The organism is Paenibacillus sp. FSL R5-0407 (genome assembly GCF_038009185.1).
GTDB classification, from domain to species: Bacteria; Bacillota; Bacilli; order Paenibacillales; family Paenibacillaceae; genus Fontibacillus; species Fontibacillus vini.
Map to the genome: position 1 here is coordinate 288,721 of NZ_JBBPAX010000001.1, position 21,724 is coordinate 310,444.

Annotated in this window: 21 protein-coding genes, 2 tRNA genes and 2 pseudogenes; 23 read left to right on the forward strand and 2 right to left on the reverse strand. The window is 50.7% G+C overall.

The window, feature by feature from the left end:
* Positions 1 to 7: 7 nt before the first annotated feature.
* From NYE70_RS01385 to NYE70_RS01455, 15 genes are all read left to right on the forward strand, one after another.
* Positions 8 to 904 carry a carbohydrate ABC transporter permease gene (locus NYE70_RS01385; protein WP_211021121.1) on the forward strand — a complete coding sequence of 299 codons (897 nt, stop codon included), beginning with the start codon at positions 8 to 10 and terminating at the stop codon, positions 902 to 904.
* A 27-nt stretch (positions 905 to 931) separates the two neighbouring features.
* A complete protein-coding gene (locus tag NYE70_RS01390; protein ID WP_341044785.1) occupies positions 932 to 2,944 on the forward strand; it encodes an alpha-L-arabinofuranosidase C-terminal domain-containing protein in 2,013 nt (670 codons plus the stop codon).
* 17 nt (positions 2,945 to 2,961) lie between these two features.
* The gene (locus tag NYE70_RS01395) at positions 2,962 to 4,728 is read left to right on the forward strand and encodes a glycoside hydrolase family 2 protein (protein WP_341044786.1); all 1,767 of its coding nucleotides are present in this window, start codon (positions 2,962 to 2,964) and stop codon (positions 4,726 to 4,728) included.
* A gap of 259 nt (positions 4,729 to 4,987) precedes the next feature.
* Positions 4,988 to 6,598 (forward strand): ABC transporter substrate-binding protein, encoded by a 1,611-nt coding sequence (locus NYE70_RS01400; RefSeq protein WP_341044787.1) that lies wholly within the window; start codon positions 4,988 to 4,990, stop codon positions 6,596 to 6,598.
* Positions 6,595 to 7,590 carry an ABC transporter permease gene (locus NYE70_RS01405; protein WP_244861489.1) on the forward strand — a complete coding sequence of 332 codons (996 nt, stop codon included), beginning with the start codon at positions 6,595 to 6,597 and terminating at the stop codon, positions 7,588 to 7,590. The genes NYE70_RS01400 and NYE70_RS01405 overlap by 4 nt, the downstream gene beginning before the upstream one ends.
* A complete protein-coding gene (locus tag NYE70_RS01410; RefSeq protein WP_290407460.1) occupies positions 7,587 to 8,453 on the forward strand; it encodes an ABC transporter permease in 867 nt (288 codons plus the stop codon). Before NYE70_RS01405 ends, NYE70_RS01410 begins: the two co-directional genes overlap by 4 nt.
* A complete protein-coding gene (locus NYE70_RS01415; protein ID WP_341044788.1) occupies positions 8,453 to 9,217 on the forward strand; it encodes an ABC transporter ATP-binding protein in 765 nt (254 codons plus the stop codon). The genes NYE70_RS01410 and NYE70_RS01415 overlap by 1 nt, the downstream gene beginning before the upstream one ends.
* Positions 9,208 to 9,984 carry an ABC transporter ATP-binding protein gene (locus NYE70_RS01420; RefSeq protein ID WP_290407458.1) on the forward strand — a complete coding sequence of 259 codons (777 nt, stop codon included), beginning with the start codon at positions 9,208 to 9,210 and terminating at the stop codon, positions 9,982 to 9,984. Before NYE70_RS01415 ends, NYE70_RS01420 begins: the two co-directional genes overlap by 10 nt.
* Positions 9,981 to 11,048: a pyridoxal-phosphate-dependent aminotransferase family protein gene (locus NYE70_RS01425; RefSeq protein WP_341044789.1), complete on the forward strand. Its 1,068-nt coding sequence runs from the start codon at positions 9,981 to 9,983 to the stop codon at positions 11,046 to 11,048. The genes NYE70_RS01420 and NYE70_RS01425 overlap by 4 nt, the downstream gene beginning before the upstream one ends.
* Positions 11,041 to 12,180 carry an amidohydrolase family protein gene (locus NYE70_RS01430; protein ID WP_341044790.1) on the forward strand — a complete coding sequence of 380 codons (1,140 nt, stop codon included), beginning with the start codon at positions 11,041 to 11,043 and terminating at the stop codon, positions 12,178 to 12,180. Before NYE70_RS01425 ends, NYE70_RS01430 begins: the two co-directional genes overlap by 8 nt.
* Positions 12,181 to 12,556: 376 nt before the next feature.
* Entirely contained in the window at positions 12,557 to 12,940 is a 384-nt protein-coding gene (locus NYE70_RS01435) for a MerR family transcriptional regulator (RefSeq protein ID WP_341044791.1), read from the forward strand.
* A gap of 73 nt (positions 12,941 to 13,013) precedes the next feature.
* Complete coding sequence (locus NYE70_RS01440) at positions 13,014 to 13,961, forward strand: aldo/keto reductase (RefSeq protein WP_341047484.1); 948 nt, start codon at positions 13,014 to 13,016, stop codon at positions 13,959 to 13,961.
* A 106-nt stretch (positions 13,962 to 14,067) separates the two neighbouring features.
* Positions 14,068 to 15,096, forward strand: a complete 1,029-nt coding sequence (locus NYE70_RS01445; protein ID WP_341044792.1) for an L-rhamnose/proton symporter RhaT — start codon at positions 14,068 to 14,070, stop codon at positions 15,094 to 15,096.
* Between the two features lie 255 nt (positions 15,097 to 15,351).
* Positions 15,352 to 15,642 (forward strand): hypothetical protein, encoded by a 291-nt coding sequence (locus tag NYE70_RS01450; RefSeq protein ID WP_435530144.1) that lies wholly within the window; start codon positions 15,352 to 15,354, stop codon positions 15,640 to 15,642.
* 44 nt (positions 15,643 to 15,686) lie between these two features.
* A tRNA-Leu gene (locus NYE70_RS01455) sits at positions 15,687 to 15,771 on the forward strand.
* 71 nt (positions 15,772 to 15,842) lie between these two features.
* On the opposite strand, the pseudogene NYE70_RS25975 reads toward NYE70_RS01455, so the two are convergent.
* Both NYE70_RS25975 and NYE70_RS01460 read right to left on the reverse strand, forming a co-directional pair.
* Positions 15,843 to 15,947: pseudogene (locus NYE70_RS25975) on the reverse strand (stalk domain-containing protein); the annotation flags it as partial.
* A 157-nt stretch (positions 15,948 to 16,104) separates the two neighbouring features.
* A complete protein-coding gene (locus NYE70_RS01460) occupies positions 16,105 to 16,407 on the reverse strand; it encodes a hypothetical protein (protein ID WP_290407453.1) in 303 nt (100 codons plus the stop codon).
* A 30-nt stretch (positions 16,408 to 16,437) separates the two neighbouring features.
* Between NYE70_RS01460 and NYE70_RS01465 the strand changes: the two genes are divergently transcribed.
* From NYE70_RS01465 to NYE70_RS01495, 8 genes and pseudogenes are all read left to right on the forward strand, one after another.
* Positions 16,438 to 18,057, forward strand: a complete 1,620-nt coding sequence (locus NYE70_RS01465; RefSeq protein ID WP_290407452.1) for a glycoside hydrolase family 5 protein — start codon at positions 16,438 to 16,440, stop codon at positions 18,055 to 18,057.
* A 104-nt stretch (positions 18,058 to 18,161) separates the two neighbouring features.
* A tRNA-Leu gene (locus tag NYE70_RS01470) sits at positions 18,162 to 18,249 on the forward strand.
* Between the two features lie 153 nt (positions 18,250 to 18,402).
* Positions 18,403 to 18,552, forward strand: coding sequence for a hypothetical protein (locus NYE70_RS01475; RefSeq protein ID WP_341044793.1), 150 nt, complete (start codon positions 18,403 to 18,405; stop codon positions 18,550 to 18,552).
* Between the two features lie 378 nt (positions 18,553 to 18,930).
* Positions 18,931 to 19,107 carry a hypothetical protein gene (locus tag NYE70_RS01480; protein WP_341044794.1) on the forward strand — a complete coding sequence of 59 codons (177 nt, stop codon included), beginning with the start codon at positions 18,931 to 18,933 and terminating at the stop codon, positions 19,105 to 19,107.
* A gap of 29 nt (positions 19,108 to 19,136) precedes the next feature.
* Positions 19,137 to 19,313 carry a hypothetical protein gene (locus tag NYE70_RS01485; RefSeq protein ID WP_445323738.1) on the forward strand — a complete coding sequence of 59 codons (177 nt, stop codon included), beginning with the start codon at positions 19,137 to 19,139 and terminating at the stop codon, positions 19,311 to 19,313.
* 124 nt (positions 19,314 to 19,437) lie between these two features.
* A pseudogene (locus NYE70_RS25980) lies at positions 19,438 to 19,497 on the forward strand (thioredoxin domain-containing protein); the annotation flags it as partial.
* Positions 19,498 to 19,524: 27 nt separating this feature from the next.
* Positions 19,525 to 20,937, forward strand: coding sequence for a DHA2 family efflux MFS transporter permease subunit (locus NYE70_RS01490; protein WP_341044795.1), 1,413 nt, complete (start codon positions 19,525 to 19,527; stop codon positions 20,935 to 20,937).
* A gap of 95 nt (positions 20,938 to 21,032) precedes the next feature.
* Entirely contained in the window at positions 21,033 to 21,434 is a 402-nt protein-coding gene (locus NYE70_RS01495; RefSeq protein ID WP_290407450.1) for an Rrf2 family transcriptional regulator, read from the forward strand.
* The last annotated feature ends 290 nt before the right edge of the window (positions 21,435 to 21,724 follow it).

Below are 21,724 nucleotides of genomic sequence, written 5' to 3' on the forward strand. Positions count from 1 at the left end.
ACGAATAATGCCTAAAGAAGCAATCGTGAAAGGTCCATCGGATGAACGCTGGTTCGATGTTCTCGTATATTTCATCGCAGCGGTGATTATTATCATCGTGCTCTATCCTTTGGTATTTGTAGTCAGCGCTTCGTTCAGCGACCCGGCGAGGGTGTTGAACGGGGAGGTGTGGCTGCTTCCGAAGGGAATCACACTGGATGCCTACAATAACATTTTGCACAACGACAAGATCTGGATTGGTTACCGGAATTCGATCTTTTACACCGTCGTCGGTACGCTGATCAATATTACTATGACACTGTTGGCGGCTTACCCTTTATCAAGACCGGATTTACCGGGGCGTAAGGGACTCATGCTAATTATTACACTAACTATGTTCTTCAGCGGTGGCTTGATTCCGAGTTACCTGCTCGTCAAAAACCTGGGTATGGTCGATACAATGTGGGCACTCATTATTCCCGGGGCCATCTCCACGTACAATCTGATCGTTATGAGAACGTATTTCCAATCCAGCATCCCTTGGGAGCTGCAGGAGGCGGCCCATATCGACGGCTGCTCCAACTGGCGGCTGCTGATCAGCATTATTCTGCCGCTGTCGAAGCCGATTTTGGCGGTCATGGTTCTGTTCTATGCGGTCGGCCACTGGAACTCCTTCTTTAATGCGCTGATTTATATCCGCACGGAAGATCTTTATCCGCTTCAATTGGTGCTGCGGGAAATCTTGATGATCAGCCAGTCTGCGGGCGTGGACGGCGGCAACGTCGGAATGGAGGAGAAGATTCTTCTTTCCGAGAGCATTAAATATGCGGTTATTATCGTATCCAGTCTGCCGGTACTGATTATGTATCCTTTCGTGCAGCGTCATTTTGTTAAGGGCGTCATGATCGGATCGATTAAAGGATAAATGGCAAATGGCAATGGAGGGTGAAAATTGAACAATAAAGCGACGATTACAATCGATTGCAGCCGGGTAAGCGAGCATACGATCAATCCATACTTATTCGGTCATTTCGTGGAGGATATACGCGATCATATGGAGGCCATGCTGGCCTTTCCGTTGATAGACATGGATTTTGAGAGCGAGGCGGATAGCAAGACGGAGGTGTCGGGAAGCTGGTATGCCTTTACGAACGGACGGAATACCAAGTACGCGCTGGAGGCATCCGCACCGAAGCATTCGGGACGCGCCCAGCGGGTCCGCATTCTGAGTGATGATGAGGCCTATGCAGGGATAGCTCAGAAGACTGCATTCAAAGGGCCGATGAAATATACGGTCAAGCTGGTGGCCAGAGCCTCGATCGAGCTTAACTATGTGATCGTTGAGGCTGTGGACCGGCTCAGCCAGGAGCGGCTGGGGTTGGAGCGCATCGAGCTGAATAGCCACAATTGGCAAGAGTATGAAGCGGTGCTGGCGGTCAGCCGGGATTGCGCCGATGCGGAGTTCCGGGTATACGTGCCGGCTGAACATCCGAGATGGCGAGACAGTGTATCTACCGGCATGCTGTGGATCGATCACGTGTCCCTCCTCCCCGAGGATCATATCGGACTCGTGAAGCGGGAAGTCGTTGAAATGTCGAGAGATTTGAATGCCGGCATGATGAGGTTAGCCGGTAACTATATCAGCGCCTACCACTTCGAGCACGGCATCGGACCTGTGCTTGAGCGCCCTGTCATGTTCAATGAGGCATGGGGAGGATGGACCAGCAAATACTTCGGGACGGATGAGTTCATCCATTTCTGCCGGGAGTTGAACGTAGAACCGCTGATTTGCGTGAATGACGGCTCGGGTACTCCGGAGGAAGCTGCGCAGTGGATTGAATATTGCAACGGCGGCATCGACACGCCGATGGGGGCGAAGCGTGCCGCGAACGGACATCCTGAACCGTACGACGTCAAGTATTGGGAAATCGGCAACGAGGTATGGGGAGCCTGGCAGGTAGGGACCTGTACGGGCGAGCAGTTCGCACGGCGAACCTTATCCTTCATCGAAGCGATGAAAGCGGCGGACCCTTCGATTGTGATTCTTGCCTGCGGACATACCGATCAGGACTGGAACAAGGCGGTGCTGGACATCGCGGGGGAAAGAATCGACTATCTGACCCTGCATTTGTATCACGGCTACAATCGTTTTGCGATGGACCGGAGTACGCCTGCGGAGGAACGCTATAAAGCAATCACCGCCTTCCCGGAATGGACGCGGCTCAACATCGAAGAGACACGGGAACAGATCCTCTCCAACCCGAAGCACAGCCATGTGAAGCTGGCGATTACCGAGTACAATACGATGTATTATCCAAATAATGTCCGAAAGGGACTGCCCGACGAGCATACATTGGGCGCGGCGGTCGCTAACGCCGCCAACCTTAACGAAATGCTGCGTTCAAGCGATTTAGTGCATATCGGAAGCTTCTCCGATCTCGTGAACGGATGGCTCGGCGGCTGCATCCGGGTAGGCGATTATTATGCCGATCAATACTGCGGGAAAGCTCCCGGCTGGAGCGGGCATCCGCTCAAGGTATACGGAACGCCTACTTACGAAGTTATGAAGCTGTACGCGGGACGTGATATTTCCAGCATGCTTCCGGCAAAGGTAGAGGGCGGCACCTTCGCTGTTCAATCCAACAAACCGGCACCGATTGATTTGGACGCTTTGCCGGATCTGGATGTCGCTGCATGCACAAATAAAGACAGAAGCACGATCACTCTGTTTATCGTCAACCGGAGTTTGCAAGAGGTAAGAGCTGCTTTGGATCTTAGAGAGCTTTATACTGCCAAAGACACCGTGCTTTATGAAATCACTGGAGAATCCGAGTGGGATATTAATTCCGTCTTTGCCCCGGATTACATCTCCTGCAAGTCCAACTCCATTCCGTTCGAAGCCTGGAAGGCGGGTTATCCATTGCGTCCGGCATCGGTCTATGCACTGGAGATTAGAACTAAATAACTTTCTGGAGGAGCAAGATGACAACCAAGGGCTATATCAAAGATTATCCAAGACCCCAATTCGTGCGCGAAAAATGGATGAACCTGAACGGCGAATGGGACTTCCGTTTTGACGACTATAACGTCGGGGAAATCGAAAAATGGCAGGAACAGCTGGCAGGAAGTCATAAGATTACTGTTCCATTTACGTATGAAACCCAGGCTAGTGGTATCGGCACCTCGGAATTTCATTCGCGGGTATGGTACAGCAAGAATGTGTCGATTCCGAAGGAAGAGGAAGGAAAACGGGTAATCCTGCATTTTCAGGCCGTGGATTATATCGCCAAGGTATGGGTAAACGGTGTGCTTGCCGGCAGCCATCAAGGGGCCTATGCCGCATTTTCCTTCGATATTACGCCTTACCTGATATTTGGCGAGGATAACATTATCACATTAAAAGCGGAGGACAGCGACGACTGCACCCAGCCACGGGGCAAGCAGCGGTGGACGAAGGACAATTTCGAATGCTTCTATGTACAGACCACCGGCATTTGGCAGACGGTATGGCTGGAATATGTGGATGAGCAGCGGCTTGATAGGGTGAAAATTACACCTGATCTCGATCATGCCAGAGTAGCCTTCGATTACCGGGTACACGGCCTGGAAACGGCAAAGGGAACCCTAAGACTGGAAGCCATAGTGACGATGAAGGACCGCCATGTAAAGACGGTAAGCCTGGTGATCGACCGGCCTCGCCAGAGCGTGGAAGTGGACCTGGTGCATGAAGTGAACGGTCCTTGGAAAAGAATCTTCTGGTCACCGCAACAGCCGAATCTCTATGATGTAGAATTTGTGCTGTATCAGGATGATATCGTAGTGGACCGCGTGCTATCCTATTTCGGCATGAGAAAGGTATCCATCGAAAAGGGCAAGGTACTTCTCAACAATGTGCCAATCTATCAAAGACTGATGCTGGACCAGGGCTACTGGACAGAGAGTCATTTGACCCCGCCGAGCGAGGAGGCGCTTATTGCCGACATCGACTATATGCTGGAGATGGGCTATAACGGCGTGCGCAAGCACATGAAGGTTGAAGATGCCCGCTTCTTGTACTGGTGCGACGTTAAGGGCCTCCTGGTATGGTCGGAAATGGCCGCAACGTTCGAATTTCATGATGATGCGGTGGAGAACTTCACCAAAGAATGGTTGGAAATACTTCATCAGCAATATAACCATCCGAGCATTATCACCTGGGTGCCGTTCAATGAGTCCTGGGGAATTCCGTACATTCTGCATGATCAAAGACAGCAGAAATTTACGGAGAGCATTTACCATCTCACCAAGTCGTATGACCCTTACCGTCCGGTAATTACGAATGACGGTTGGGAGCACACGGTCTCCGATATTATAACTTTGCACGACTATGTGGAGACCGGGGAGAAGTTCCTGAAGCGGTATGCAGGTAACAAGGATGCAATCGTCAACAAGGAGATCACCTGCAATCAATGGAAGTACGCGCTCGCCGACGGCTACGAGTATAAAGGCCAGCCGATCATGATCACCGAATTCGGCGGGATCGCCTTCCAGTCGGATAAAGGCTGGGGCTACGGGCATCAGGTACAGACGGATGAAGAGTTCCTTGAGCGCTTTGACGGCTTAGTACAGGCGATCAAGAGTGTGGATTATATTTGCGGATTCTGCTACACCCAGCTTACCGATGTTCAGCAGGAAATCAACGGCCTTCTGACGGAGGACCGCAAGCCGAAATTCCCGCTCGCCAAGATCAAGGAGATTAACTTGAAATAACTCGCAATTGAAGAGAAAGAGCCGAAACTGATAATTTCAGTTTGGGCTCTTTTTTTGTGCAAGACGAATGATGTAAAGAGAGACGCAGTCAGAATTTGATTGCTGATGAAATAGGAAAGCGGATACAATTCCTGAGCTGGATAAAATTAGTCAAACCCTTGTTGCAGCGCGGATTTTTTTGTTTGACAGATCTAAGTAATTCACCCATAATACAATTCATACTAAATTTATCCGCTTTATTGGAATAGGGGGAGTAAGCATGTTGAAGTTAAAAGGGTCTTTTAAAAAATCGGCTTGGATTGGCGCATTATCAGTTCTTATTTTGGTTCTGGTTGCCGGCTGCTCCGGTTCCAACAATAAACCCGCTGAAAATAACGGCGCTCAAAGTCAAAGCACTAATCAGAACGCGGAAGCGGGCAAGCCTGCAGTAGGAGGTACCTTCGTTTACGGGCGGCCTGCTGCGGTAACATCGCTCGACCTACATAACCAGATCACGGCAAACAACGCTTTTGCCATTGATAAAGTATTCGAATCACTGGTCTCTTTCAACAACGAAGGGGAAATCGTAGATTGGCTGGCCGAGTCTCACAACATCAGCGAGGATGGCTTGAAATATACGTTCGTGCTGCGCGAAGGCTTGAAATTTTCAAACGGTAACGAAGTTACGGCGGAGGATGCCGTATTCTCTCTGGAGCGGCATTTGAAGGTAGGGGGACCATTAGCGATTGCGGCAAAAGTGGATTCCGTCAAAGCTACGGATAACCGCACGCTTGAAATTGTTCTCCAGGAGCCGTATACGCCTTTCATTTCCGAGCTGTCCAACTTCTCCAACGGGATTATCCCGAAAGATTTCGGGGGAGTTTCCGAAGAAGAATTTTTCAAAAATCCGGTGGGTACAGGGCCGTTCGTGGTTGAAAAGTGGGACCCGGCAGGCGATCTGACATTTGTTAAGAATTCGAATTATTGGCAGGAAGGGAAGCCGTATATCGACAAGCTTGTTTACAAGCTGATCGAAGATGACAGTCAGGCGATCAACCAGCTCAAAGCGGGAGAAGTGAACGGAATTGAATCCTTGGCGCTGCAAAACGCGAATGAGATCAAGCAAGGTCCCGATACGGCCGTCGTTACTAACGGAAGCTGGGTGACGGAGCAACTGTTCTTCAATACCCTGGATAAGCATTTTTCCGACGTGCATGTTCGCCGCGCTTTAGCGCTGGCTATCGACCGTGAAGGTTTGACCAATGCGCTGACCTTCGGTTTTGCAAAGCCTGCAATTTCCTTGCTGCCGACAGCAATCCCGTACAACTCACACGATCAGGTCAAAGCGCTTGATTTTAATATCGATGCCGCCAAGGAGGAGCTTGCCAAATCCGCCTTCCCTGACGGTTTCAGCACCAAATTGCTGGTCGCTTCCGGCAACAGCACAAGAGCTCAAGAGGCGCAAATTATTCAGGCAGCGGGCAAGGAGATCGGGATTAATATCGAAATTGAATCGATTGAACTCGCTACGTTCCGCGAAAGATTCTTTGCTTACGATTTCTCGGCCATGCTGAACAGCGGCCAAGCCGATGCTCCGGAAGCGAATTCGATCATCGCTTTCCAAACCGATCCGGAAGGCTTCAGCAAATCGTACTGGACGCATTATACCAATGACGAAGTGACCAAGCTGCTGCGCGAAGGACAGAAGTCGCAGGACGGACCGGAACGGGCCGAAATTTATTCCAAGCTGCTGCAAACCTTGGCGGACGAAGTGCCTTACATTCCGCTTTTCTATCCGGATATTTTGAAAGGCGTGTCTTCTTCCGTGGATGGCATCGTTGTTTTGCCGAACGGCAGTATCCGCTTCGAAGAAGTTCAATTTAAAAAATGATGAAACTAAGCAAAACGTTTAGTGCATCGGCCGGAATCAAATCCAGGGGATCCTCCCTTTGGCTGGTGATAGTTCTGGTAAGAGCGCTGGTCGTCATTCTCTGCGTGACTACAGCTGTGTTTTTCTTGATCCGAATTGTCCCTGGGGACCCCGCGAAAATGATCCTGGGCGAATACAGTACACCCGAGGCGCTCGAGAGCATGCATCATGCTCTCGGGCTCGACCTCTCTTTAGGGGAGCAGTTCCTCCGATTTCTCAAGATTCTGTTTACGCAAGGGGATACGGGGAATTCCATCATCTCGGGAACCTCCACAAGGGAGCTGATTGCGGACCGGGCGCCAGTTACCTTGCTGCTTATCGGATTGGCCAGTGTTTTTGCGATCATCATCGCCCTTTTGCTGGCTACGCTTGCGGCTACGAATAAAGATAAGCTGCCGGACCATTTGATCCGTATTTTTCCAACAATTACTTTAGGTATGCCCGTTTTTTGGGTTGGTTTGCTTCTAATTTTACTGTTTAGCGTCAGGTTGGGTTGGTTTCCCGTCGGAGGGGTCAAAGAAGGCTGGGTCGGTACCGTGCATAGCCTCGCGCTTCCGGCGATCACCGTAGCTTTTTCGCAAATTCCCACCCTGGTTCGTTCGTTACGAGCTCAAATGCTGGATGTATTGGAATCCGATTTCGTGGTCACGTTGAAGGCGGCCCGTATTCCAAGAGCGATCATTCTGTTCAAGCATGTGATGCGGAATGCGGCGCTTCCTACGCTGATGCTGTTCGGGGTAAATCTGTCGTACCTGATCGGAGGTACCTTAGTCGTTGAACAAGTATTCGGCATCAAGGGAATCGGCAGCTTGCTGTTCTCCTCCATTGCCAAGCGGGATTTCCCGGTCATCCAAGGAATAGCGCTTTATTGTGCGATCTCTGTCGTGATCATCAGCCTCCTCGTTGAAATCATTTCCTGGTGGCTTGATCCCAGAACGAAAGGAAAATCATGAAACAGATGAGAATAGACCCCAGGTTGAATGGATACGGGAATAGGACAAGTTTTTTCGGCAGAATTTGGAGCACTCCGACCCTGCTGGTGGGAACCTTCATGTTTGCGGTGCTTGTCCTCCTGGCCGTATTCATTCCGTTTATAAGTCCTTATCAGCCTTCCGAGCAAAACCTGAGCGCTTTTTTGCAGCCCCCGTCCGCCGAACATTGGCTGGGGACGGACCAATTGGGACGCGATCTGTTTACGAGACTGATTTATGCGGCCCGGACGGATTTGAAAATCATGGTGCTGGCCGAGATCATTCCGTTTTGTACCGGCCTATTTCTGGGTATGGTTGCGGGGTATTACGGGAAATGGCTTGATACCGTCATTACGTTGCTCACGGACACGTTTATCGCGTTTCCTTTTTATTTGATCGTTATCATCGTTGCTTTTGCCAGCGGGGCAGGGGAACGCGGCATTTATATCACTTTTATACTCGTAGGCTGGATCGTGTTTGCCCGGGTAACTCGCGGGCTTACCGCCTCATTTCGCCAGCAGGAATGGGTAGCGTCCGCTCAAACGCTTGGGCTGCCCGGCATAAGAATTATTTTGCGCCATATTCTGCCGAATGTATTGCCGCAAGCGATCGTGGTCCTCATGACCGATATGGTCGGGCTGCTGGTAGCGATTGTGACGCTAGGGTATCTTGGCATCGGGATTACGCCGCCAACGCCGGATTGGGGAACGATGATTTCCGACGGGCAGTCTTTTATCACCACGGCCTGGTGGCTCTCTGCAGTTCCGGGTTTCGCGGTGGTGTATACGGGAATTGCGTTGTCCCTTGTAGGTGACGGTTTGGCGGATCTATGGAGGAAAAAATAATGTCTTACAATATCATTCTGGAAGTAGAGGATCTGTCGCTGGAGACAAAGCAGCATCATAGATTGGTGAACCGGGTCAGCTTTGCGCTGGGCAAAGGCGAGACTATAGGCTTGGTGGGCGAATCGGGATCCGGGAAATCGTTGACACTGCGTGCGATTCTCGGACTTCTTCCGCGCGGTGTGGAGAAAGTGGACGGAACTATCAAAAGCGATGAGCGCACCGCCATGGTCTTTCAGGATCCCCGAGGGGCGCTCGACCCGCTTTGTCCGGTCGTGAAGCAGCTTTCGGAAGTTGTTCGTTTCAGGCAGCAGGTAAGCAAAAAAGCGGCTCGCGAAATCGCGCTTGAGCTGCTCGAAAGGCTTGGGCTGCCAGATTCTTTAAAAACGGCCGACCGGTATCCAAGCCAGCTTTCGGGCGGACAATGCCAGCGCGTGGTCATCGCGATTGCGCTGGCGTGCAAGCCGAGCATTCTGCTCTGCGACGAGCCTACGACGGCGCTTGACGTCACCGTTCAGAAGCAAATCATAGAAACGATTTCAGCTTTGCAGAAGGAACTGGGCTTTGCCATGGTATTTGTAACGCATAATCTTGCGGTAGCCGCGGCGATGTGTTCCAAACTGTGCGTGATGAAGAACGGGGAGATCGTGGAACAAGGGGAGACCCTCGAACTTCTCCAACATCCGAAAGATCCCTATACGCAAATGTTGATTAACTCGGTGCTTCCCGTGTCGGAGCTGGAAGGGAGCGGGCGGATATGGACTTAGCTCTCCAGGTGAACCATGTTTCGGTGCATTATGGCGGGTTTACGGCCCTGGATGATATCAGTTTGGATTTGCAGCGGCATAAAGTGCTGGGGCTTGTCGGAGAGTCGGGCTCGGGCAAATCCACACTCGCCCGGGTGATTGCCGGGTTAATCACACCCGGTAGCGGCGAGATTAAGCTGGGTACGCAGCCCTTGTTAAAGAAGAGAACCCGTGAACAGCACAAACAGATTCAGATGATCTTTCAGAACCCGGACGCTTCGTTGAATCCAAAGCACTCGGTCCGGCAAATTCTGTCCGAGGCGTTATTGTTTCACCGAATCGTGGATCGCGCCCAAGTCGAAAAAAGATGCAAGGAGCTTCTGTCCAAGGTTCATATCGAAGAAAGCGGGTTGGACCGGTATCCCCATGAATTTTCCGGCGGCCAGCGGCAGCGGATCGCGATCGCGCGCGCTCTAAGCGTGGAGCCGAGCCTGCTGATCGCGGACGAACCGACGAGCGCCCTCGACGTCTCGGTGCAACGAAGCGTACTGGAGCTGTTCGGCAAGCTTAAGGAGGAATTGAATCTGACCATGCTGTTCATTTCCCATGACTTGGGAGTCATCCATGAGATTAGCGATACGGTTGCGGTAATGCGTCAGGGACGGCTGGTGGAACTGAATCCCAAGGACCGGTTCTTCGCCAACCCTGAATCGGAATATAGTCTCGAACTATTATCTGCAGTGCCGAGAATGCCGAAACCAAGCACTCCAGGAGGTTTAACAACATGAGCCAACAATATGCGGGATATGTACCGTTGTCCTTATCCGAATATGAAATACTTAACGTTTTGCTGTCCCGGCTGTTGTCCACAAAGCATGCTCCGGTAATCATTCCCGGGGAGGCGATCCTGGGCATAGAAGCGGTGGCTGCCGGGATCTCGGCTCCGGGCCGTACGATTTTGAATGTAGTGACGGGGCCTTACGGGAGCTTGTTCGGGACATGGCTGGAACGCGGCGGAGCAACGGTAGTCGAGGTGAGAGTCCCTTTTGATGAGGTTGTGACGGTAAAAGAAATTCATGACGCAATCGTCCGGTTCCGTCCGGTCGCGATTTCTTTCGTCCATGCTGAAGTGGTTACGGGGGGATCCAATCCGGCCCGGGACATCTTAAAGCTTGCCCGTGAATATAACCTCATTACGGTGATGGATTCCGTTTCGGCTGTTGGAGGAGAGAGCTTGCCGGTTGATGAATGGGCGGCCGATTTCGTAGCGATCGGAGCGCAAAAGGCGTTGGCCGGTCCCAATGGCGTTAGCGCCGTAAGCGTCTCCCCGCGAGGCTGGGAGTTTCTTGAATCCAACAAGAACGCGCCGCGCAACTCCATCCTGTCTTTACTGGATTTGAAGCCTAGTAAAGATGGTACGGCACCGCTTCGGGTTCCTCCCAACATACCTGTCTTGGAGGCGAGGGCTCTAATCGCTGCTTTGTCGCTTGTCGAAGAGGAAGGGCTGGAACAGGTGATCAAGCGTCATGAACTTGCCGCGGCATCAACCCTGGCAGGCCTTAAAGCATTGGGAATCGAGACTTGGCAAAAGGATAGCAGACATTATTCAACGCTTACTACGACGGTAAGGATTTCCGGGGAAAAGAGCTTGCTGATCGACCGTCCTATCGGTATCGTAGCCCCTGGTGACGGGGAATTATTCGGGCAGCTGCTGCGAATCAACCATTTCGGGGCGAACGCTTGCCGCCGGAGCGTGGAAGAAGCCATCAAGACGCTTGCGCAGTTGTTGAACCGGGACCCGGATCAAGCGCTTGAAGCGATTCTACAAGTTTGGGGGGAGAAGCATGAGTAATAAAGGTCTCCAAGCTCAATCATTTAATCGAGTTTATATTGCGGGCATTCAGGGAGAACGCTTCGATATTTCCATTCGGAACGGAGTGTTCCATTCGATTGCCGAATCGGGGCCGGTTCCTGACGAGGGGGCTGTTCCAGCCCAAGACTTGTGGATTAGCCCGGGGATCATTGATCTCCATACCCATTTGGCTTGGACGGATTTCGATCACGCCGATCAATTGAAACGCGGCGGCCAGGAAATTGAAGAAATGCAGGCTCGAGCCTTTGAAGCCACACTTCGCACCGGCGTAACAACGGCGAGGGACGCGGGCGGACTGTTACCCGGCACGGCCCAACATCTGGTTCAGACGTATCAGGTACCGTTGCGGGTTCATACCAGCAGCGAGATGCTTGGAGCCGCGGACGCCAAGGGCACTATTCATTTGGAGCAGCGACTGAACCAGATCTACGATACTGGTGCGGGCTGGGTCAAGATTATGGCAACGGGCGGCCTAGGGGCGCCGACGGAAAAGGTGCTGGACCCGGTGTTTTCGGAGAAAGAGTTCTCCTTCATCGTGCGCCATGCACATGAACATGGCAAAAGGGTGCTGGTTCATACCTGGGGCGGTGCGACCGTGGACTGGTCCGTCGATGCCGGCGTAGAGTCGATCGAACACGGCATGTTCCTAACCGAGGAGCAAGCCGGAAGACTTGCCGAATCCGGCGTGGCCTTTGTGCCGACGACGTCGATCTACAGGATTGCCGCCGATCCCAAGGGCGTATTGGCGTTGAATCCGGTCATTTGTGAGCGGGCCGCCCGCGCCGCCGAAGCTCATCCTAAAGCGATTGCCTATGCCAAGAGAGCCGGGGTGCAGATCGGATTCGGAACGGATTATGCAACGCCTGCGCTTCATGGTTACAACCTGCAGGAGCTCGACACCTTGACGGATTATGGATTAACCCGCGCGGAAGCCTGGCAGTCAGCCACCGGGAATGCGGCCGAAATTTTGGGTTGGGGTCACCAATTGGGACACATTGCTGAAGGGTACATTGCGGATGCCGTAATTTTCGATACAGATCCGTTTTTGGCGGATAATGCAAATAGCCTTCGTAAACATATCGTTACCGTCCTTACCGGAGCAAAGGAGTAGTATATAAGATGAATAAAGAATGAGATGCAGGCAAGGGAGTAAAATGATTCCGAAGAAAACGACATGGTTGCATTTGGTTCCGGATTTCAACCGATTCAGATTCTATAAGATCATGAAATCTGGAACCAACAGCGATCGCAGGAACATTTTACGTACTTGCCACACATCCATTTCAATAGTTCATCTTATATCGCAAGATTTACAGATGGAATTGGGGAAAATAGGTTAAGCATGAGAGCCGGACTGTATAAATCAGCCCTGGCTCTTTTTGCATTGAGCATGGGAGTGACTCTGTACAGCTTCAAGCTATTGACTTGGAGTGCACTCTAAGTTGTACATTAGTTGCATTAGAAGGATTTGGAAAGGAGATCCATATATGACGGATAAGGATTTGACGATTCAACAGGTCGCAGGCCTGACGGGATTGAGTGTGCATACGCTTCGCTATTATGAAAAAATCGGACTGATGGATCCGATCCGACGGGCGAAAAACGGACATCGAGCCTATCATATGGACGATATGGAATGGATCCAGTTGATCGTTCGTTTACGCTCCACCGGAATGCCGATCGTAGAAATGCAGCGCTTTGCGGATATGATGCGGATGGGGGATGCGGGTATTAGCCGGCGGAGAGCGCTCCTTGAGGAGCACGAACAAAAGCTGATGTTACAGGCGAAGGAACTGGAGGATACGCTGGCGGTTTTGCGCGACAAGATCGCTTATTACCGGGCTTGGGAAAGCGGAGAACATTCGGGTTAGAGTCGGTGTTTTCTGGACTATCTGACGGACCGGATTCAAATTTAATGTTAAGGGGATGTTTTCAGTGCAGCAGATGAAATTAGGTGCCACAAGTCTACAAGTCAGTGCGCTGGCTTTAGGATGTTTGAATTTCGGATCCTGGACGGGCCTGAGTGACTCTTATCGTCTGTTGGATCAATATGTGGATGCGGGAGGATCCTTCCTCGACACGGCGAACAATTACGCTTTTTGGAATGAAGGATGTATTGGCGGGGAAAGCGAGTCCTTATTAGGACGGTGGATGAAAGAACGAGGCAACCGCGGTCAAATGTTTATTGCGACGAAGGCGGGAGCCAAGCCTGCGTATCCCGGAGCGGGGTTCGAGAATATGGAAGGTTTGGGCCGGAAGGCGATTGAAGCCGCCATCGATGAAAGCCTGCGGCGGCTTGGCACGGATTATGTGGATTTGTATTACGCTCATATTGACGATACATCCACCCCGCTCGAAGGGACGCTCGAGGCTCTGGACGAACTTGTTCGGAAGGGAAAGGTAAGGGCGATCGGCTGCAGTAACTACTCTCTCTCACGACTGAAAGAGGCCCAGGGCATCAGCGAAGCGGGGGGCTTGACCCCATACTCCTGCGTTCAGCAACGCTATACCTATCTGCGGCCTCGAAGGGATGCCGATTTCGGGGTTCAAGTCAGCGCCGATGAAGAACTGATAACTTATTGCCGGAACCGGGACGATCTTTCCCTCCTGGCGTATTCTCCATTGCTAAACGGCGCGTATACGAGGAAAGATGTGTCCATCCCGGAATCGTATGGAGGATCGGAATCGTTATCCAGATTAGAGATGTTAAAAGAGGTCGCCGCCGAAACCGGAGGGACGATGAATCAAATCGTTCTGGCCTGGATGTTGCATAGCGATCCGGCAGTAATTCCGGTCATTGCGGCCAGCACTCCGGAGCAGCTCGGAGAGAATTTGGGCTCACTGGATATCAAGTTGAGCAGGGAACAGTTAGAACGATTAAATCAAGCCTAAACAGAGATATTTTTTACGTTGTCATTTTCCCGTTTCCTCATTATAGTTAGTTTATTGCGCTTACATAGATTCGGCACCTTAGATGAGGGCCATGGGGAGAGAGAACATGATTTACGGGTTTTTATTGTTATTGGTAGCTTGTTTTTTTCAAGGAAGCTTCGGGCTCGGGATGAAGAAATATCAGCCTTTTTCCTGGGAAGCGTTTTGGGTGGTCTTCTCGGTCATCGGTATTTTGCTGATTCCGATCGGTTGGACATGGCTGGAAGTGCCGGAATTTATGACATATGTGCGGGAGACTCCGCCGCAAGTTCTGTGGTTGGCTTCATTTTGCGGTCTGCTGTGGGGGATCAGCTCGATCCTGTTTGGCAAAGCGGTGGACTCGATCGGGGTATCTCTCACCTATGGCGTGAATATGGGGATATCCGCTTCGGCGGGCTCGTTAATTCCTTTGCTTATCTTCGGAAATATTCCGGTAGCCCGTTCCTTTATTCTGCTGCTGGCCGGAATGATGATCATGCTGGTCGGGGTGGTTGTCATTACGAAGGCGGGGCTTGATAAAGAAAAAAGCCTCAAGAAGCAATTGCAGCAGGGACAAAAGAGTGGAGCCAAAGCAAGTGATAAGCCGTTGTCCAAGGGACTGATTATGGCTTCCATTGCCGGGTTGGGTTCGGCAGCGATGAATATCGGGTTTTCTTACGCCAACCAGACACTGGACATTGCGGCCGGGCACGGCGTATCCGAGATGAGCGCCAGTCTGATTCCCTGGGTGATCACGTTATCCGGCGGATTCGTGGCCAATTTCTTGTATGCCTTTATTATGCTGATCAAAAACCGGACCTACCGCGATTATGTCGCACCGGGATCGGGGAAGGCCTATGCCAAAGCGATCGTTACCTCATTTGTGTGGTTTTTTGCCCTTGGATTTTATGCGAAAGCTACGGTAATGCTCGGGCCGATCGGCGCAAGCGTCGGCTGGCTGGCTTTTAACGGCTTGGCTTTGATCGTAAGCAATGCATGGGGACTCAAGGACGGGGAATGGAAGGGATTTGCCAAGTCCAAAAACCTGCTGCTTAAGGGAAACGTGATTCTGATCGCTTCCTGGATTGTGGTGGGCATCGCCAATGGTTTGGCATAAACGAAAGCTGCGGAGACTAGAATGCAAAATGACGATGCAGAGGGTATTCATTCATCCTCGGCACCGTCATTTTTTATTGCCCGTCAGATTATAGGTATATCCATTCTTACCCCTGTGCCGAAGTACCCGGCTTCGAATTTGATTTGGGGGCGGCGAAGATGTCCCGGTATTGGCCTGGCGTCATGCCTTCCTGCTTACGGAAGGAACGGATAAAGTTCTGAGAAATTCGCCAAGACTGCAATCCTCTATTGCCGGGTGGGCCGGCATATTCATCCTTTGGGATGGGATAACTGGGATGATCCCGCAAATGAGTCAACCGTTCGCTACGAGGAATATGGATCGAGGAATGTCTCGAATGTGCAACCGGGACGCGTACCGTGGGCGGAATGCTCGGAGACGGCCCCGGGGAGGAGCGGTTCCGGAAGGAGTCGGTTTTTGGCGGGCTTCCATTTTTGTCTAAGACTACTTCGAGGATGCTGGCATACCATGAAAAGTAAGCTTCAAAAGAGATTTGTTTTGCTTGTTGACTCGCTTGAGAAAAGGTGATAATATATATTTCGTTGCTGCAAAACATTGCATCGGCGAAATTTGCGGTCGTGGCGGAATTGGCAGACGCGCACGGTTCAGGTCCGTGTGGGCTAACCCCCCGTGGAGGTTCGAGTCCTCTCGACCGCATCCTTTCATCAAAAACAGGTTTCTGATCTGCTTATCCGGCAGAACAGAAACCTTTTTGCTGTTTGAAATCTTTATTCCATTGCTTTAAACGTTGCAGTCCTCGTTGTGCTATTCCAATCCACTTGAACCCCAAGGATTTCAGCAAGCTGTCTAACGGGTAAGAAAATTACCCCGTTTTTAACGTAGGTACGGCACCTTCCAAATCAACCTTCTTACCGTCCACCCACATTTCCGATTTTCCGATATGCATGACGATGCTTTTTGATCGTCAAATCGTTGGGTGATCCATAACCGGACATGGGCTCCGGCTTATTCCACGGGTGAGACTCGGGCCTATGTCTCCACAATCGCTACCGAACCTGGAACAGGGCTAGCTGCTCTATGGGCGGGAGCAATAAATGAGAAAAGTCTGCTGATGATCTCAGAACCGCCAAGCAGGAAAAATACGGGAACCAGGCCGGTGTAATAATGCCAGGTTTGAGAACAATACTTCCGCGTAACGGGAGTCAGCATATTCTGCACCATCCAGAGGATTGTGCCAATGAATGATGCCAAGGGACCGAAATTTCGGATCATAGGCTCCAAATGTCGGGACAGCCGCTCGTCCTGAATAGAGAATGCTATAATGGTCGCCATAATCGGTTCAGCCGGGGAGGAGAGAAACTCATGTTTGAAAAGTGTGATCGTTCGCGGGTCAAAGGCTTCTTGCGGGCGGAAGGAAAAAAGGTAGTGAACGAAGACGGCGAGGAAATCGTCCTTACAGGCTGGGGACTAGGGAACTGGCTGTTGTGCGAAGGATATATGTGGCTGTCCCATAACAGCCGGTTCGATCGCCCGCACCGTATCGAAGCGGTGATCCGCGAGCTGGCGGGGAGCGAATATGCCGAACATTTTTGGAAGCGGTTTCGGGATGATTATGTTACCCGAGAGGATATCCGGCTTATGGCGGAGCAAGGATACAATTCGGTGCGCATCCCGATTGGATGGCGGGTTCTGATGGAAGACGAGCCCGGAATCCTCTGGAAAGAGGATGGCTTCCAATTGATCGACCGGTGTCTGGATTGGTGCGAGGAGTTCGGACTTTACGCCTTCCTGGATTTGCACGGCGCACCCGGCGGCCAGACCGGAGCGAATATCGATGATTCGATCGATGATTTCCCGCGGTTGCTGACCGATGAGGACAGCTGGATCAAAGGGATCGAGCTATGGAAGGAGCTTGCCCGGAGGTACCGCGACCGCTGGATCGTGGGCGGCTATGATCTTCTGAACGAACCGGTGCGCCCGGGGATCATGGAAGGAAAGCATGAGCACTATCTCGTACGAAAACTGGCGGCATTTTATGAGGAGGCCATCGCCGCGATCCGCGAGATCGACTCCAGGCATATGCTGTCGGTGGAGGGGCATCATTGGGCCACAAATACGGCTGTATTCTACAAGCCATACGATCACAACATGGTCATCCATTTCCACCGCTACGCTTGCATGCCCGGCAAAGAGGCGTATGAAGAATTTCTGGAGCTGTCCGAATCCCTGAATCAGCCGCTATGGCTGGGGGAAACGGGAGAAAACGATCTTGAATGGTTTGCAGCCATGTATCCGCTGGCTGTGTCGCTCGGGATCGGCTATAATTTATGGCCGTGGAAGAAGATGGAGCGCCCGAATTCCCCATACACCGTAAACAAACCTGATGGCTGGGATGAATTCCTTGCCTATACCGAAGGCGGGCCTCGGCCGAGCTATGAACGGACCCAACAGATTCTGGACGGTTACCTCGAAAATATCAAGGTGGAGAACTGCACCGCTCATCCTGTAGTCACGGCTTCCGCTTTCCGGCAGCCCGGATGCCGCGTCCGGGGGACGGATTTCGATGAGTTGCCGGGTAAAGGAGTATCCTTCAGCGGCAACCGCCTGGAAGGCAATCTCTATAAGTATCGGGCCGCTACCGGTATGGGAATCGTTCCGATTTCCGACGAGCCCCAAACAAAGGCGTTCGGTTTTGACAGCGGTTGGAAGAACCTCGCGCTCGAGCTTACCGCAGACGAATTCGCTACTTATAGTTTCTGCTCAATCAAACGAGGCAACACGGTCACATTAGAGCTGATTTGTAAGGAAGAAGCGAGAGTCTCTGTACTGCAAGACGGGGTGGAGACGCTAAAAACTACGCTGTCCCCAAGTGATAAAATATCCGCGCTGCTCACGGCCGAGCTTGCTCCGGCAGACAATTCAAAAATCACGGTCAAGGTGGAGAGCGGCCGTATCGAGCTTCACGCGTTAGGGCTTGACTGATCCTGCCAGGAGGTAAGAAATAAAAAAGAGTTGACTCATTTTATTCCGCGTGATATTTTATATCTTGTCGCTGCGGAAAACATTTCCACGGATAACGACGCCAAGCGGTCGTGGCGGAATTGGCAGACGCGCACGGTTCAGGTCCGTGTGGGCTAACCCCCCGTGGAGGTTCGAGTCCTCTCGACCGCACCACTTCATCAAATGACAGGTTTCTGATCTGCTTTTTCTAGCAGAGAAGGAACCTTTTTTTGTTGTTCAATATCTCTAAGCCGGTGCTCATTACCTGTACCTGGGTAGAATAAATCTTTGAACTGTAATCCAAACGAGCATAAATATTAGCCATTTTTGATCATCGTCTATGAATATCCCACCTTTGCCCAAATCGCGAATGCTGTAGAAAAGTTATTCGAGTACGAGAAAAGAGGCACGGTGTGGCGAGCGGAAGGCATCGCGCCGAACGACTTTAATACGAATCCAAAAGCTTCTGAAGAATAGCAACCATCTGCTAATTAATGAGCACTGCCGAAAAGTCAAATACCGATCCGAAAAAAGCAACAGCGGCGGACTAGGATGCGAATGACCTAGCCTGGCCGCTGTTGTATTTAATGCTCGAAGGAAATCTACCGGCTAAAGTCGGTAGATTTCCACAGGGAGCTAATGGAAAACGAAATTATTATTCTTGATGAATCAATAGCTCAAAAGGGTGGTTTTATTGTTTTTCACCGAGTTGTCGGAAAGAGTTGACCCTTCTATGAACATTTGGGGCGAAGACGTAACCAGGATTGAAATGCTAAAAAGTAAAGATATAATAATTTTAAATATCAGGTTTTGTAAGGCTTTGACGACGTTCAGCGGCAGACGCAGCAGGATCACATGCCGGCACGATCACCGGCAAAAAGGATGCAACTGGCAGGTAAAACGCTACAGGAGCTCGGTGCAAACATGGATGGCAGCCTGATTTGCGAAAAAAGCTCTCTTCCTGCATGCCAAGGCATCCGAATGTTTAATAAACAGCGAGGAACGGTATTGTTGAATATGGCCCAAACCTAGCGTCTTTTCAGGGATCGCTTGGTTATGAGGTGAATGGGTTTGGCGGTATCGCCACGAATGAGTGGGGCAAAAGCACGGTTCCAGGTGTGTACGCTGCCGGGGATGCTGCTTACGTAATGCCTTCCCAGTTGATTTATGCTGCAGCAGACGGAAGCAAAGCGGCAGTTGGCATCAATATGGAACTGACAGAAGAAGATTTCGTTTAACTCTAAGTGGACTGGTCCTTCTCTTTGGGAAATAGTTTCTTAGAGAGAAGGGCTTTTTTCAAAAGTGATAATTGTAATGATTAAGATCCAGATACAGCAGTTAGCAAAATGAAAAAAGCCGTAAGTAGTAAATTTTTGGGAAGCTTGGTGCGGGCCATGCAAAATGTTTGCTCTCGGCCTCTAAATGGAACGGAAAATGGTGAGGAACGTTATGAAAAGAAAACCCGTAATCATTGTCGCTTCTCTAATCGTCGCGAATTTTTTGGCACAATTCATGCAAACCATGCTGAACACGGCTTTGCCACAAATGATGCTTGACCTTGGAATCCAGGTCAATCGTGCGCAATGGCTGATCACCGTCTATCTTCTGGTTTCTGGAATTGTCATCCCTGTGACGGGATTCCTGATCGGAAAATACTCGACGAGAACCCTGTTTTTCGCATCCGCGGGGGCGTTTACGACAGGGACGCTAATTGCCGGCTTCTCCGCCGACTTTGCATTGATACTGAGCGGACGAATTATTCAGGGTATAGGCGCCGGATTGCTGGTACCGGTGTTCCTGAATACGATTATCCTAGTGTTCCCAAAGGAAAAACTCGGGGCAGCGATGGGGCTGGCCAGTCTCATTGTGGGACTCGCCCCTGCACTGGGTCCGACGATTTCCGGCTTCGTGATTCAAAATCATTCTTGGAGAATCTTATTCTACGGGGTGGCGCCCATTGCGATCGCGAACCTGTTTGTCGCCTATTATTGCTTGGAAAACGTTTGGGATACGCATAAAGCGAAATTAGACTGGAGATCTATTCTCTATTCGAGTATAGGCTTCGGCAGCCTGTTGTATGGATTTAGCATCCTTGGCGATCAGGGAAGGGGGATTATGCTTGCGCTGATCATCCTTATCGTAGGATTCGCAATGTCGTTTCTGTTTGTGAAGCGCCAATTCAAACTGGCGGTCCCTTTGCTGGATTTCAACGTATTTCGTTACTCGAGATTTACTTATGCATCGATTATAGGCGTGGTCCTGTTCATTGTAATGGCCGGGGTGGAACTGCTGCTCCCGTTATATGCACAAAATGTCAGGGGACTAATGCCTAGAGAATCGGGGCTAATGCTACTTCCAGGTGCATTGCTTATGGGGGTGTCCGGAGTGGTTTCGGGTAAAATCTACGACCGTTTCGGCGGTCGCTATTTGATTCGGATCGGCTTCTTCGGGATTGCTGCCGTAACGGCCCTATTAACGATGGCGCTATCGATTCATGCTTCCTATGGTCTGTTGGTAGGATTATATGGGTTGCTTATGACCGGGGTGGGTTTTATGATGACCCCAATTACTGCTTTTGCCTTGGCGAGCTTGCCGAATTCGATGATGAATTACGCTTCGCCGATGACAACGGCCATACGGACATTGGGCATGTCAATGGGTGGGGCTCTGCTCATCACCATGGTGACCATTACCGCAGATTATAGCTCAGTATCTTTTCCGTTCAATATGTATGAAGGAATTCAAGCCGCGTTTTGGTCATTAGCCTTCGTTGCGGCGAGTGGTTTTTTTCTTACCTTCTTTGTTCCGTATGGCAAAGGTTCAGCGGAACCGCAGGTCATGGAGAGCCGCCAGATGTCATAAATAAAGGAAGAATCCGGCAGAGGAGATTTGACATAGCCCAATCTAAAAAGTTATTATGGGCAGATAAAGTCCATGATTGAGGTGAACATCACGCTATGAAATTTTCAAAAGCGACAAACTATGCTCTTCATACTATGCTCTTTCTTGCCGCATTCCCGCCGAGCAAACTTATCGGCGTACAGCAATTGGCGGAAAGGCAAGAGGTTTCTCCAACGTATTTATCCAAAATCCTTACCAAGCTGGTCAAGGCGGGAATGATTGAATCCACTTCAGGGGCCAATGGCGGATATCGTCTAAAACGGAATTGGGAAGAAATCTCGTTTCTTGACGTTATTCATGCCATTGAAGGATCCGCCTCTTTATTCGAATGCGAAATGAAACATGGATCAGAGTGTATTATTCAGAAGGTGATGGTATCGGCGGAAGAGAAAATGGAGGACTTTTTAAAGAACCAAAAATTATCGGAGATTGCTAAGAAAATGACGGTTGTTCTGTGAAGAACAACTGTTTTTTCAGAGTTGTTATGGATATAAAAAGTCTTTAAAATCCTGAAAGTTTAGAGAGAAAAATACGCCCGTTATTCAACAGGTGGATCAGGGAAGGTGTACTCTGAATGGCCTGCTGCGTACAAGTACGACAGTGACGCATCCCGAAGTGTGGGCGTAGAGGTGCGATAAAAGGCCGGTGCGGGTAGGGAATGGGGAAGATGAAGCCCGATTAGCCTGGTATAGAGCTAATCGGGCCAATTTCTGCAAAGAATTTAATGTAAATGTAATCGAGCATGTGA

What these genes read in the sequence shown, in the direction of transcription:
- NYE70_RS01445 (WP_341044792.1), top strand. Translation starts at nt 14,068, where the DNA reads ATGATTTACGGGTTTTTATTGTTATTGGTAGCTTGTTTTTTTCAAGGA.
- NYE70_RS01435 (WP_341044791.1), top strand. Translation starts at nt 12,557, where the DNA reads ATGACGGATAAGGATTTGACGATTCAACAGGTCGCAGGCCTGACGGGA.
- NYE70_RS01400 (WP_341044787.1), top strand. Translation starts at nt 4,988, where the DNA reads ATGTTGAAGTTAAAAGGGTCTTTTAAAAAATCGGCTTGGATTGGCGCA.
- NYE70_RS01425 (WP_341044789.1), top strand. Translation starts at nt 9,981, where the DNA reads ATGAGCCAACAATATGCGGGATATGTACCGTTGTCCTTATCCGAATAT.
- NYE70_RS01480 (WP_341044794.1), top strand. Translation starts at nt 18,931, where the DNA reads ATGCCGGCACGATCACCGGCAAAAAGGATGCAACTGGCAGGTAAAACG.
- NYE70_RS01490 (WP_341044795.1), top strand. Translation starts at nt 19,525, where the DNA reads ATGAAAAGAAAACCCGTAATCATTGTCGCTTCTCTAATCGTCGCGAAT.
- NYE70_RS01430 (WP_341044790.1), top strand. Translation starts at nt 11,041, where the DNA reads ATGAGTAATAAAGGTCTCCAAGCTCAATCATTTAATCGAGTTTATATT.
- NYE70_RS01405 (WP_244861489.1), top strand. Translation starts at nt 6,595, where the DNA reads ATGATGAAACTAAGCAAAACGTTTAGTGCATCGGCCGGAATCAAATCC.
- NYE70_RS01385 (WP_211021121.1), top strand. Translation starts at nt 8, where the DNA reads ATGCCTAAAGAAGCAATCGTGAAAGGTCCATCGGATGAACGCTGGTTC.
- NYE70_RS01420 (WP_290407458.1), top strand. Translation starts at nt 9,208, where the DNA reads ATGGACTTAGCTCTCCAGGTGAACCATGTTTCGGTGCATTATGGCGGG.
- NYE70_RS01460 (WP_290407453.1), bottom strand. Translation starts at nt 16,407, where the DNA reads ATGGCGACCATTATAGCATTCTCTATTCAGGACGAGCGGCTGTCCCGA.
- NYE70_RS01495 (WP_290407450.1), top strand. Translation starts at nt 21,033, where the DNA reads ATGAAATTTTCAAAAGCGACAAACTATGCTCTTCATACTATGCTCTTT.
- NYE70_RS01465 (WP_290407452.1), top strand. Translation starts at nt 16,438, where the DNA reads ATGTTTGAAAAGTGTGATCGTTCGCGGGTCAAAGGCTTCTTGCGGGCG.
- NYE70_RS01440 (WP_341047484.1), top strand. Translation starts at nt 13,014, where the DNA reads ATGAAATTAGGTGCCACAAGTCTACAAGTCAGTGCGCTGGCTTTAGGA.
- NYE70_RS01410 (WP_290407460.1), top strand. Translation starts at nt 7,587, where the DNA reads ATGAAACAGATGAGAATAGACCCCAGGTTGAATGGATACGGGAATAGG.
- NYE70_RS01395 (WP_341044786.1), top strand. Translation starts at nt 2,962, where the DNA reads ATGACAACCAAGGGCTATATCAAAGATTATCCAAGACCCCAATTCGTG.
- NYE70_RS01415 (WP_341044788.1), top strand. Translation starts at nt 8,453, where the DNA reads ATGTCTTACAATATCATTCTGGAAGTAGAGGATCTGTCGCTGGAGACA.